The sequence below is a fragment of the Ruegeria sp. AF3 genome (assembly GCF_056536285.1).
Map to the genome: position 1 here is coordinate 2990885 of NZ_JBQFJM010000001.1, position 13866 is coordinate 3004750.

8 protein-coding genes are annotated in these 13866 nt (G+C 53.2%); 7 read left to right on the top strand and 1 reads right to left on the bottom strand.

What is annotated here, in order from left to right; translation table 11 throughout:
• From ACR3FC_RS15045 to ACR3FC_RS15075, 7 genes are all read left to right on the top strand, one after another.
• Nucleotides 1-3165, top strand: coding sequence for an adenylate/guanylate cyclase domain-containing protein (locus ACR3FC_RS15045; RefSeq protein ID WP_480476152.1), 3165 nt, complete (start codon nt 1-3; stop codon nt 3163-3165).
• Nucleotides 3166-4112: 947 nt separating this feature from the next.
• Nucleotides 4113-5162, top strand: coding sequence for a sugar ABC transporter substrate-binding protein (locus tag ACR3FC_RS15050; protein ID WP_480476154.1), 1050 nt, complete (start codon nt 4113-4115; stop codon nt 5160-5162).
• Between the two features lie 168 nt (nt 5163-5330).
• The gene (locus ACR3FC_RS15055; RefSeq protein ID WP_480476156.1) at nt 5331-6863 is read left to right on the top strand and encodes a sugar ABC transporter ATP-binding protein; all 1533 of its coding nucleotides are present in this window, start codon (nt 5331-5333) and stop codon (nt 6861-6863) included.
• Between the two features lie 12 nt (nt 6864-6875).
• Nucleotides 6876-8036, top strand: a complete 1161-nt coding sequence (locus ACR3FC_RS15060; protein WP_480476158.1) for a sugar ABC transporter permease — start codon at nt 6876-6878, stop codon at nt 8034-8036.
• Nucleotides 8037-8119: 83 nt separating this feature from the next.
• On the top strand, nt 8120-9187 hold the full coding sequence (locus tag ACR3FC_RS15065) for a substrate-binding domain-containing protein (protein WP_480476160.1): 1068 nt from the start codon (nt 8120-8122) through the stop codon (nt 9185-9187).
• A gap of 60 nt (nt 9188-9247) precedes the next feature.
• On the top strand, nt 9248-10231 hold the full coding sequence (locus ACR3FC_RS15070) for a carbohydrate kinase family protein (RefSeq protein WP_480476162.1): 984 nt from the start codon (nt 9248-9250) through the stop codon (nt 10229-10231).
• A 34-nt stretch (nt 10232-10265) separates the two neighbouring features.
• On the top strand, nt 10266-12614 hold the full coding sequence (locus ACR3FC_RS15075; RefSeq protein WP_480476164.1) for a glycoside hydrolase family 65 protein: 2349 nt from the start codon (nt 10266-10268) through the stop codon (nt 12612-12614).
• A 51-nt stretch (nt 12615-12665) separates the two neighbouring features.
• Here the strand turns inward: ACR3FC_RS15075 and ACR3FC_RS15080 are convergent, their stop codons facing one another.
• A complete protein-coding gene (locus ACR3FC_RS15080; protein WP_480476166.1) occupies nt 12666-13823 on the bottom strand; it encodes a sugar-binding transcriptional regulator in 1158 nt (385 codons plus the stop codon).
• Nucleotides 13824-13866 lie beyond the last annotated feature (43 nt).

Consider the following 13866-nt stretch of genomic DNA (forward strand, 5'->3'; position numbering starts at 1 on the left):
GTGACCCAAAAGGAACTTAAGGGAGGCTGTGTAGCGTGCGGAAGCAGCCTACCTGCAGGAGCCCGCTTTTGCCCGAGCTGCGGGGTATCGCAAATAGTGCAATGCTCCTCTTGCGGAACGGAGCTGCAGCCCAACGCTAGTTTTTGCCACGCTTGTGGATCTCCAGCACCGCAAAATGATGGCGAGGGCGTAATGCCAAATCACTCATCGGCGCGCGACCGCGGCAAGGGTTCCAACTCGCGACCCGCTGATACTGAGGCCCGGAAGCACATTACGGTTGTGTTTGCCGATATCGTGGGTTCCACAAGACTAGTTGAAGGGCTGGACCCGGAAGATGCTAAGGGTTTTCTAAAGCGGTCGATTGAGGGCCTGAGCCCCTGCATAGAAGCGGCCGGTGGAGTCGTCGCTAAGACTATGGGCGATGGCATTTTCTGCGTCTTCGGAGCTCCACTGGCGCAAGAAGACCACGCTTACAGAGCATGCCATGCGGCTTTGGACATGTTGGCAGCAGCTGACCAATTGAAAACGCCTGCTGGTGGATCGCTTCAACTGCGCATTGGCCTTAGTTCCGGAACTGCCGTTGTAAACGTCACAGAAGGCGATGGAGCATATAAAATCGACGCGATCGGTGATGTGGTTAATGTTGCCGCGCATTTGGAGGCAAAAGCTACCCCAGGAACTGTTTTGATCACTGAATCAACGCGTTTTCTGGCCGGGCATTCCATCGAAGTGCGTCCCGTTTCTGACTTGAACGCATTTCAATTGGTTTCTGTGGGCAGCAATCCACAGGATTTGCTTCCAGAAGATGCGCTCGCGCAGTTTCCGTTTATAGGCCGCAATCGTGAAATGAACTTTCTCATGGGCGCCTACGAACAGCTGGACGATGGCATCGGGGATGTAATTTCCGTGCTCGGAGGAGCGGGAGTTGGCAAAACGCGCCTGCTGTTGGAGTTCATTCGCCAGCTGCAACCGACAAACGCGCGCATTGCTGTCGCATCAAACCGAGCACAAGACCATTCTGACCCCAATGCGCTCCTGAGACGCCTTGTAATGTCGTTGCTAAACATCGCTCAAGATGTCTCGCATGATCCTGCTCAGGAATTATCGCAAAAACTTGCGCTCTTGGATCAAAAAATTGGCGAGCACGCGGACGATGTGATCTGGCTCCTCATGTCAGAAAGTGAAGAGGTCGATCAGAAAGAAACCGAAAGCCGGCGCTTCGCAGCGCTAAGCGCGCTACAATTGATGTTCGAAACGCTTGCAGATCAGGGGCCACTAATAATCCTGATCGACAATTTCCAGTGGTCTGACGCCTCGAGTCGAACGTTCCTTAAGGCGGCCTCTGGAATTGTAGACACGAAGCCACTTTTGGTTTTGCTATTCAGTCGCGAAGATCTGTCTGATTTCCGGTCAACGGCCCGGCAGGTTTTGCAAGTTAGACCGCTGGAGCACCGCGCTGCTTTGCAATTGTTAACTGAGCAATTCGCAGACAGACCCCTTTCCAAGGACTTGATTGAAAAGATTATCACCAGAGCTGACGGCAACCCTAGATTTCTTACCGAATTCGCCCGGCATTTGTCTGAAAGTGGACCGGACGAACTGGACAATCAAACAACTCAGTTGAGTATTCCTGAAAGCGTTGTCGATCTTTTTGAAGAGCGGATTGACCGCCTGCCTATTGAAGCGAAACAACTTCTTCAAGTAGGCGCAGCTTTCGAAAACCCTGTCACTCTCGAAACGCTGGTCGCGTTAACCAGGCACAATGAAGCAGACACGTTCAATTTGCTCCAACAAGTTATTGATGCCGGTTTGGTGCGCGAAACCGGCTTTCTGCCCAGCACGCTATATGCGTTCGTAAACCCCATTGTGGGTGAAGCCGCCTACAGATCCTTGCTTCGCGATGAACGGCGTAAGCTTCATACGACAATCTATGAGTACCTACGGGACACCGCACGTGGACGCAGACAAGATGCCAAAACTGGCAGACAAGCATTCCGTGCCGGTTTGTATGAACAAGCCGCATGTTCGTATTTTTCCGCTGGCAAGCGAGCTGAATCTCGCCTGGCTTATACCGAAAGCACCGAGCTGCTTTGTCTCGCGCTACAGTCAGAAGGCCATGTAAAAGTGCGGACGCTAGAAATCGATCAACTTGCAATCGATGTCCGACTGATGCTGCGTGATGCCCTCTTCGCAACGTCCCAGTTTGACGAGATCGGAAAGAGACTAAATGAAGCCATGGCCATTTGTGATCGGATCCATGATGACGAACGATCGCGCCTGGTGCGGCGTCATATAATTGGCAACATGGTCGCGCAAGGTGACATTGGCGATGCCTTAACTCAAGTAAGGGCTTTGATCGTCGAAAACGAAAAGGTGGACGAGTTTCGAGAAGTTGCTGAACTCAGATTCCTGCAGGCCCAGATGCTCGCAGCCACCGGCCAATATGCCGAAGCCTTTGGATCTAGCCGTGCGGTTATGGACGCCTGCGTTAAGTATCGAGGGTCACAGCATGAGTTGTCGCCCATCACATACGCACTTGCTCGTTTATGGTTGGTGTGGTGCGCAGCCGAACTGGGGCGTTTCGAAGAGGTCAAAATCGAGGTACTCGACTGTCAGAATGATCTGTCACAGGATCGCCCACCGTTTTTTCGGATTCTTGCAGGCGTGGCGACTGGAGTATTCTGGTTGCGCTACGGAAACAGCGAGCTAGCAGCCAATACCCTTCAATCCGTTTTGCCGCTGACAAAAGATGACGAAAATGCAGCATGGTTTCATTCGGTAGCATCTCCACTTGGGTTGGCTCTTATCAGGCTCGATAAGGCCAAAGCTGCGCTGCCTCTCCTGCAGGAGGCCGTTGCAAGAGAGGCAAGTGGTAAAGGCAGCGGGGGCCGCGGGACACAAGCGGTTCATCTGGCGTCCTGTTGGGCGGCTCTTGGGAACCTTCGAAAGGCCGAAGATCAGGCCCGGGTCGCAGTATCGCGCGCCAGACAGAATGGAGACAAAGGAATGTTGGCGTATGCTCTCGGGGCTCTTGGGCGAACACTGTCTCAACATGGTCAACAACGAGCGGCAAAGCAGTCTTTCCAAGAAGCCGTGGAGCTGGCGAAGTCCTGCGAAATGCTTCCACTTCTTAAGGAAATCCGCAGCGACATGCGATCCAGTTGAATTCTGAGGTTAGTTGCCGAAACGGTCCTTTATTGCCTTGTCCAATACCCCTTTGGTGCCAATGTCAGGTTTGTCCGCAGAGCGGTTATTTGGGGAAAATCGATCAATGTCCGAATTGCGGGACTTTGCTGCCATTGCCATTTCAGGTGTTTGCTAATGCAGCATTCTATTGCAGGTGCGGCACGCTCATCGCTGCGATGCAGCCGATGTCGTCAGAGCGGTCATTCAATGCCAGTCTGAGGCGCGAACTTTGAACCGCCCTTTCGCTGCAACCACGACCGACTAACGAGAAGCGGGAATATACCGTCATTGGCGTTCGTGATCTGAACGGCCGCCTTTTGTCCTTCGCGCCAGCGTCCCGCGGCTTCCAACTTGTCAGATTTGTCAACGCGGGCCACGCCACCCAGCACAAACCTAACGCACTGGCCCGCATCAAAAAATCTTAGACAAACCGGACCTTCGCTGCTCTCGCGAAAAGCCATTCCCAGTCTTGCTTAGCGGTCATTCGACGACGTCTGCGTGAATTAACTTATTGGTCCGCTTGAGCACGCAAACAGAGAAACCACCATACGGTGTCGGCCTGGCTATGTCATCAGGTTGTTTGATTGCCGAATTCGCGGCTTTGCAACCCGCTTTGCGATTATGGCACAGCTCTGTCGCGGCCTGTCCAAGAGGATTCAATGTATTCAATTAGTGAGTGGCAATCTATTATAGTGTTGTTAAATATGTAAAATTCCTTTGGGCGCAGGAGTCTCAATGGTATTGTGAATATTTATGCTTTCTAAATATACAAATTCTCCTCTCAATCTTCACCGCTATGTTAGCGTTATCGCTTTGGGATTGATGCTTGTTCTTACCGGTTAGCCGGCACCCAGCACAATTTGCGAAGCATTTAGCGTTGCCGACCCAATTGGACCGGCAGCCAAGGAACATACACTGGAGGAAATATGTCCCTTTTGCAGACCATTACCCGTAGAGCCGCCTTGCTGTCTGTCGCCGCTGTCGCACTAACTGCCGGGACAGCGTATGCAGGCGATGTCAAAATTGGCTTTCTGCTGAAAACCATGCAGGAAGAGCGCTACAAGCGCGACCGCGCCGCGTTTACTGCGAAAGCTGAGGCATTGGGCGCCGAAGTTATCTTTGATTCAGCGAACAATGACGAGCTGACGCAGCTCGCGAAGTTTGAGAACATGCTCGCCAAGGGAGCAGATGTCATCGTGTTGCAGCCCGTGAATACCGGCACTGCTGGTAGCATGGTCAGCATGGCAAACAGCGAAGGTGTGCGCGTTGTCGGGTACGACTCGATGCTCGTGGATGGGCCGCTGGATGCGATGGTGATGCAAGACAGCTGGGCCGTGGGCCGCTTGCAAGGCGAAGCCATGGTCGAATGGCTGCAGGAGAAAAACGGAGAGGTGTCCGGCAAGATTGCCCTGATTCAAGGTCAACCCGGCGACTCTAACGCGATTGCTATGAGCAGCGGTGTGTTGGAGATTGTCGAAGCGAACCCGGGGTTGGAACTGGTAACAAATCAGGCGCATGAAGGTTGGTCCTCGGAAAAGGCCATGGCGACTGCGGAAAATACGCTGACCTCAAACAGCAACAGCATCGACGCGTTTATCGCCAACAACAGTGGCATGGCCCGTGGAGTTATCGCGGCATTGGAAGCACAGGGGCTGGCTTCATCAGACAAAGTGTTTGTAGCCGGATCTGATGCCGACCTGGCCAACATCCAATACGTCGCGCAAGGCAAGCAAGCCGTTGAAATCTGGAAACAGATCGATCCCTTGGCTGAAACCGCGGCAGAAGTTGCAGTGGCTTTGGCTAAAGCGCCGGAAACCGCGCCCGCTGATCTGGTCGAGGTGGACAAGGTTATCAATAACGGCTTCGCCGACGTGCCGACAATCGTGACCCCAATCACGCTTGTGACGCAGGACAACATCGATGACACGATCATCGCTGGCGGATTCTACTCCAAGGAAGAAGTCTACGGGAACTGATCCTCGGGACTGTTTCCTGAAGGAGGGCGTTTCGCCATTTGGCTTCCTATGCGTGTACTCCCCGCGCGCGGCTTCATGGTGCCCTCCTTCCTTAAACCCCTTGCGGCAAAACTGCCGGTCAGGGTGGGGAATGTCCGAAATACCTTTCTGAATGTGATGGGAAAAAGCATGTCTGAAGTCGTCCTGAAAATGCAGGGTATCATCAAGGATTTTCCCGGTGTCCGCGCCCTGAACAATGTCAATTTCGAAGCCCGCTCGGGCGAGCTCTTGGCGTTGATGGGAGAAAACGGAGCGGGCAAATCCACGTTGATGAAAGTTCTTAGCGGGGTCTGGCCCTATCCGACGTACGAAGGCGATATCTATTTGCGCGGCGAAAAAGTCCGGTTTTCGAATACGAAAGAAGCTGAGGCGGCCGGCATTGGCATCATCTATCAGGAGCTCAACCTGATCCCGGGTTTGTCGGTTGCAGAAAACATCTTTCTGGATCGCCAGTTCACCGATGCCAAGGGCAGGATCAACTGGAACCAGACTTTTGCCGAAACTCAGAAACTGCTGACTGAACTGGGTATCAACGACATTCGCCCGACAGATCTGGTGCAAAATATCACTGTGGGCAAACAGCAGATGGTTGAGATTGCCAAAGCCCTGTCGCTCAAGGCCGAGATACTGGTGCTGGACGAACCGACGTCGGCGCTGACGGATAAGGAGGTCAAGGATCTCTTCCGTATCATCCGCAAGCTGAAAGCCGACGGTGTCTGTATGTGCTACATCTCGCACAAGATGGAAGAGATCGAGCAGATTGCCGACCGGATTGCGGTTCTGCGCGATGGCCAGACCATCGGTGACGTCACGCCTATCGCGGATATCACGCTTGATCAGATAATCGCCCGAATGGTCGGGCGCGACATCAAGGATATGTTCCCCAAGGTCGATTTCATACCGGGTGAGGTGACTTTGGAGGTCAACGATCTGTCGGTCACAAACCCCGACCTGCCTGGCAGCTATCTGGTCAAGAACGCCAGCTTCGTTGCCCGCAAAGGCGAGATATTGGGCATCTCCGGGCTAATGGGCGCTGGCCGGACCGAACTGGTTGGCGGTGTATTCGGTGCTTATCCGGACCAGACCACCGGTGAAGTGAAGCTGAACGGGCAAAAGCTGGACATCAAATCGCCGAAGGACGCCATTGATGCCGGCATCGCGCTGCTGACCGAAGATCGTAAGGCTTTGGGGCTGTTTTTGGACAAATCCATTTCCTTCAACACGACGATTTCCTCGCTTGAGACGATCAGTTCAAAGGTTCTGGGCATTATCAACACCCAGCAGGAGCGCAAAATCGTTAAGGAATATGTCGACCAGTTGGGCGTTAAAACACCGTCGATTGACACCGTTATCGGTACACTCAGCGGCGGCAATCAGCAGAAGGTCATTCTGGGTAAGTGGCTGAACTCACGGCCGGATGTGTTCATTCTGGATGAACCCACACGTGGGATCGATATCGGTGCCAAGGTCGAGATTTACAAGCTGCTGAACGAACTGGTCCTACAAGGTGTCACCGTCATCATGATTTCTTCGGAACTGCCTGAGGTCTTGGGCATGTGTGACCGGATTCTGGTGATGTGCGAAGGCGAGATCGTGTCAAACTTTGAACGGGACGATGCGAAGAAAGAAGCAATCATGGCGTATGCCACAGGCAGCGCATAAGGGAGGAAGCAAATGAGTGCTGACAGCAACGTTGCAGGTGTTGGCGTCAATGGCGCCAAAGAAAACCACCTGATAAACTTTATAAAGGACAACGCGACGCTAATTGCGTTGATCGTGCTTGTCGTCGGGCTCAGCTTTGCCGACGACGCGTTTTTCACCGCAAGGAACCTTAGCAACCTATCCCGTCAGGTTACCATCATCGGGATCATTGCCGTAGGCATGACGATGGTCATTCTGATTGCGGGTATTGACCTATCCGTTGGCTCTGTCGTCGGGTTATCAGCGGTCGTCTGTACACTCATGATGCAATGGGGCGTGCCGACCATATTGGCGGTACCTGCAACCCTTTTGATCGTGGGTGTTGGAATAGGTCTGTGGAACGGGTTTTGGATAGCCAAGTTCAACATACCCCCATTCATCATAACCCTTGGAATGCTGACTATCGCACGCGGATTGGCACTGACCCTGACCAATGGCAGTTCTGTACCGGTAACGAGTAATGTATTTCCATTGATTGGTGGGGCTTATATCCCGCCGATGTTGTCCAGTATTGTGCTAATCGTGTGTGCTGCGCTTGCTGTCTATTCGATCTTCCGGGATGTTCAGCAAAGCAAGGCGCATGGCGTCGAAGTGAACATGCAAGAGTTGCTAGTCAACGGGGCCGTGATGATTGGTGGCTTTGCTTTGGCCTTCCACGTGTTCACCAGCTACAAAGGGATCCCCGTTCCTGTTGCGATCTTTGCAGTCATTGCGTTTGCCGGGATCTATACGCTGAACAGCACCCGCTTTGGTCGCCGCCTCTATGCGCTTGGCGGAAACGAGGATGCGGCTCGCCTGTCCGGCATCAACGTCGTCCGCACCAAGATGATTGTCTATACGGTCATTTCGGTCCTGTCGGCCCTAGCTGGAATTATCCTGGCCTCGCGTCTGAACGGTGCTTCGCCCAATCTTGGAACGATGTTCGAGCTTGACGCGATCGCCGCGGTCGTTATCGGCGGCACCAGCCTGGCAGGCGGCTCTGGCAAGGTAAGTGGAACCATCATCGGTGCCCTACTGATCGGTGTCCTGAACAACGGCATGAGCCTGCTTGGTGTGGTCACGTTCTATCAGCTGATCATCAAGGGTTTGATCATCATTCTCGCCGTCTGGTTCGATGTAATGCAGAAAAAATAAAGCTTCAGGCCTGCCCCCGGTCACATGCACCGGGGGCACCGCCAAAATCCCCGAAAACTTGAATGACAGTTGGGAGGTAAGCGATGGTCCAGTCCATTTTAGCAACCTTACGCACATATGGCCTCAAAGCTTTGGGTTTGGTCGGCCTTCTATCCGCATTGCTGCCAATGATCGCGGCAGCGCAGGACAACGCCAAGATCGGGTTCCTGCTCAAGACCATGCAGGAAGACAGGTACCAAACAGACAAATCCCTGTTCATCGCACGCGCGGAAGCCCAAGGTGTCGATGTGATCTTTGACAGCAGCGGCAATGATCCGTTGCGCCAGTTGCAGCAGGTTGAGGAAATGCTAGAATTGGGGGTGGACGTTCTGGTTCTGCAACCTGTCAACACCGCAACCGCCGGAGCACTGGTTGATCTGGCCCACGAACAGGGCGTCAAAGTGGTCGGATATGACTCGATGCTGCAGGAAGGGCCGCTTGACGTCATGGTCATGCAGGACAGTTGGGCCGTTGGGCAGTTGCAGGCCGAAGCAATGGTCGAGTGGCTGAACGACACCCATGGTGAAGTGGTGGGCCGCGTCGCCCTGATCCGCGGTCAGCCCGGTGATGCCAATGCCGAAGCGCTCAGCAGTGGTGTGTTGAAAGTAATTGCCGATCATCCTGGGCTCGAACTTGTTGCGGATCGTAGCCACGTGGCCTGGTCTCCGGATATGGCCAGAGACACTGCCGAAAACCTTTTGGTCGAATATGACAACGACATCGACGCGTTCATCGCCAATAACAGCGGGCTTGCCTTTGGGGTTCTGGCCGCATTGTCGGATGAGGATCTGGCATCGGCGGATAAGGTCTTTGTTGCTGGTTCAGACGCTGATCTGCGGAATGTCCAGATGGTCGCCAATGATGTGCAAGCGCTGGAAATCTGGAAGCAAATCAAACCTTTGGCCTATGAGGCGGCGGATATTGCCGTGAAAATAGCGCAGTCTCCGGATGCCGAAATCAGCGAACTGATCGGTGAATATACACTGATCGACAATGGTTTCGCGGAGATCCCGACGGTCATCACTCCTGTCTTCGCAGTGTCAAAAGATACGATCGACAGCACGGTGATCGACGGCGGGTTCTATACCAGCGAACAGATCTATCAGAACTGAAGCTGCTATAATCACGTATACGCCCGTCGGCAAAACAGCGAATACAAGCAAGGGACCGAAATGTCTGACAAGATCAATGTCGCAGTCCTTGGCCCAATCCCAAGGGACAATATCACCAGCTATCAGGGTGAGAAATTCAATAAATTTGGCTGCGCGATTTACACGGCGGTCTGTATGTCCTCACTGGCCGGCCCGGGTTCGCGGATCAACGTTGTCAGCCATGTGCGCAGGTCTGACGTCGACAATGTTCGCTCCTTGCTGTCTGAGTTTCCGCATCTGGATGTCAGTCATATCACAGGCGATGCAGATCAGGGCGCGGTGATCGATCTGGTTTACGTCGATCAGAACCATCGCAACGAAAAGCAAACGGGTTTCATGAACCCGATCCTACCCGACGACATCGAAGACCTGATGGATTGCGAGGCTTTCGTTTTCGTTCCGATCACGGATTTCGAGGTTCCGTTGGAAACGATCCGATACATCAAGGCCAACAGCGATGGTCTGGTTGTATTTGATGCGCATGGTCCCACCAGCGGGTGTTCAGCACATGGTAAACGGTATCATAAATTCTGGATCGATAGAGATCGCTGGCTTCCGCATATCGACCTTCTGAAGATGAATTTGGAAGAGGCTCAATGCAGTTGGTTCAAGGGAGAATACGGTTCTGACGAGTTGCAGGACATAAGCGAACTCACGATGGACCAGTTACCCAAGTTCGCCCAACACTGCCTGGATCTGGGCGTCAAGGCGCTCTACGTCACGCTGGATCAACACGGCTGCGCCGTCTACCACAAAGATGCAACCGGTCGGATGCGGGAACATCTGGTCAAGCGGGTGCTTGTCGAGGATGTGGTCGACACCACGGGCTGCGGTGACAGCTTTGCTGGTGGCTTGGCTTTTGGCTACCTCAAGACTGGCGATTTCGTCAAAGCCTGCCAGTTCGGAAACTGTGCAGGAGCGCAGCGCTGCTCGAGCAGCGAGCTGGATGTCTACGGATCACTGGAAGAAACCGAACGTCAGATTGCCGAAACCTACGGCGACTGAATTATCCGAAATATCACCCGAATGGAGCCCTGACATGCAGACAATGCTGAGCAGTAGCGACTGGCTGATCGAAGAAACCCAATTCAATCTGGATGAAGCGAACTTTAGGGAGACCATTTTTACGGTCGGCAACGGCTATCAGGGCACACGCGGGTCGCTGGAAGAGGGTCACAAAGGAGAGCTGTCTGGCACCTATCTGGCCGGTGTTTACGATCACCATGACTCGACGGTGATCGATCAGGTCAATGTGCCTACCTGGCTGCCGTTTCGGGTCCGTGTCGAAGGTGAAATTCTGGATGTCCAAACGTGTAAAGTGGTCGAGCACAAGCGCGTGTTGGATCTGCAGACCGGATTTCTCCACCGAGATACGGTGTTTGAAGATAGCAAAGGCCGTCGCACTCGCATCACCAGCATCCGCTTTGCCAGTTTTGCCGATCAGCACATCTGTGGCATTCGCCTGATCGTCACTCCCGAAAATCACTCGTCCGAGATCACTGTCGAAAGCGCCCTTGATGCCCAACGGTACAATCTGGACCGCCTGCCAGCTTATCAGGGAAATCCGGTCTTCCACCCCGAGGTAAAATGGGAAAAATGGGCCAAAAGCCGACACCTGAAGGTCACTCAGTCACATGCAAGCAGCTATGCGTCCTATATCGAAGCTCTAACTCTGGACACTGGCATTTCGATTGGCATGGCGTCTGCCTTGGATTGTCCTTCCTTCAGCGAGTTCAAAGGCGCAAACCGTGATTATGAGCGGGTTTCGCAAACCGTTTCTGTCGAGGCGCTCAACGGGCAAAGCCTGACCTTCGAAAAGCTTGTGTCGATTTATACATCGCGAGATCTGAACGGCGCGGAATTGGCGGCCAAGTGCGAAGCCTCCCTTGAGACCGCGCATGCCAAAGGGTTCTCCGCATGTCTAAGCGAAAGTGCCGCAGCCTGGCGCAAAAAATGGGATTCCTGTGATTGTGTGGTGACCGGTGATCCTGAAGCAACGCGGGCGATGCGCTTCAACATATATCATTTGCTTATTGCAGCTAACGAAAACGACCCGCGCGCGAATATCGGCGCCAAATCCATGTCTGGGGAAGGATACAAAGGTCACGTTTTCTGGGATACCGAGATATTCCTGCTGCCATTCTACATTTTCACGCAGCCGGAGACGGCCAAAGCCCTTCTGAAATACCGTTACAACACGTTGAACGGCGCACTTGAGAACGCCCGAATGAATGGGCTTAAGGGCGCGCAGTACGCATGGGAATCTGCCGATACCGGAGTGGAGACAACGCCAAAATGGACAGCAGACGGTGCGAACCGTATCTGGACCGGAGAAGAAGAGATTCACGTCACCGCATGCGTGGCATATGGCATCCTCAGTTATGTTGCGGCGACCGGAGACAGAGATTTCCTTCGCGATTTCGGTGCCGAGGTTTTGTATCAAACCAGCCGGTTCTGGATCAGTCGGCTGGAATGGAACAATGACAAGGACCGGTACGAGCTGACAAACGTTATCGGGCCGGACGAGTTCCACGAACATGTCGACAACAACACGTTCACCAACCGAATGGCGAAATGGCACCTGGAGCAATCGGTGCGTGTTTTCAAAGAGTTCAGCAAGGCTTCGTCAGCGGTTCATGACGAATTGCGGATTCGGTTAGACTTAACAGAAAAGGAAGTGGATAATTGGTTGGAAACGGCCGAAAAAATCTATGTTCCCTTTGACCCGTCCCGCAATCTGATTGAGCAATTTGAAGGGTATTTCCAGCTCAATGACATTCCCATCACCGAATGGGACAAAAACCGTATGCCGGTCTACCCCGAGGGGCATGATCACTTTTCACTGAATGGTTCAATGCTGCTTAAACAACCGGATGTGATCATGTTGAACTATCTCTTACCTGATGAGTTCTCGGATGAGGTCAAAGCGGCAAACTACGCGTTTTACGAGAAACGTACGATGCACAAGTCTTCACTTAGCCCTGCCATTCATTCGATCATGGGGATTGAAGTCGGCGACATCTCTTCGGCGCATCGCTATTTCGAACGCTCTGCCTTTGTTGATCTGGTCAACAATCAGGGTAACACGCAAGACGGTATGCATATCGCTTCGGCCGGTGGTACCTGGCAGTCGCTTGTTTGTGGATTTGGCGGGTTCCGGGTCAAGCACGGCGAGATGACGTTCAAACCCTGGCTGCCCGAGGCATGGTCCGGAATCCGGTTTAACCTGAAATGGAAAGGGAATGACGTCATGGTCGCGATTTCCCACGACGAGTGCCTGTTTAAGTTCATCGCTCCGCCTGGCACAAAAGAAACGATCGAGGTAATGGGTCATCCTGTTACCTTGATTGCAGGAGAGGAAGTGGTCTTTGCGCCGCAGCCAGCGTGACAACCAAGTTTATTCTCGCAGGAATGGTCAAGGTGTGCCGAGGTGCTATCGTCAGTCTGCAAGAGCCTCGACAACGCGCATGTGCAGTTGTTCCGCCGCCGCGTGATCGATGAGCAATTCGTTAACAAGCCCCCGGGTGATCAGTTCAAATACCGTATCACCTCGTTCCTTCTGAATCGCGACGACCACAACACCACTTTGGTCAGGATCGTCAAATGCTCGGTCCGCGATGGCCTTGACATGCTCTGTTTTGATCCCGGTCCACAACCCGTTCAGTTCGTCAATCAGGTCCATCTTGGCCTGTGATATTTCCGTCCTTGGGATCAAAATGCCGCCAAGGTCTCCGACGACCAATTGCCGGAGATCATCAGCCCTTAAACCGCCTGCCTGAACCAACTCTTCAAAACTGCCCAGAACCGGAGTGCTTGAAGACCCAACGCTGGAAATCAGCATATCCATTTTGCCAATCAACGCGTCAGGCCCCGAAAACACGCGGTGAAATCCTGGGGTGTCAGAGATGTACTGCCAAATGGAACGGCGCATGGTTTCATCGTAGTGACGGGGTATGTATGCCGGGAAACCAGTGAGCTGAGGGCTATCCTCCGGCTGATCGTTAAATAGCTCATCAAAAGTTCCGGCAAGCCGACTGGCAGAGTATCCATGCTGAGCCAGCGACATCAATTCTGCGCAAACCGCTGCAAACTCCGTCTTTTTCGTTTTATCTATGGGTTGCCTTGAGGCGGCAATTCCTTCTGCCAGCGATTTAATCGTTCGCCCCCACGCAACACCTACGACGTTCGATTTCTCGATCAGTTTCATCAATCGCCCGGATGCCGTTCGCCCAAATCTGGCCCGTCGCTGTGACAGCGCAGCCTCGGTGTTCCCCGGGCCGCTTTCAAACACCCCAAGCCGAGGCGGTCTGAGGTTGTTCCTGTTGCAATATCGTTTCAGATCAGAATTAAGTCCAGAAGGTGCCAGCAATTCGTCCATCTGGGCAATCCACTCGTCTGAGAATTGTTCTTTGACGAAGCGTTGTTCGATGACCAAGTAGTTTTGGCGTTCAGCGTGTTTGAGTAACCGCGATACATGCGGTTGAGACAGGCCACCAAGAATTGCTCCTATCTCTACCTGTGACATGTTGTGCGTTGCGCGCATATAGGCAGCGCACTGGGCGCGTTCTTCAAATGGAAGTTTTTTAACGTCGATCATTTGTTCAATATTGTTCGTTAGCAGGATCCTGACAGCGTGAATA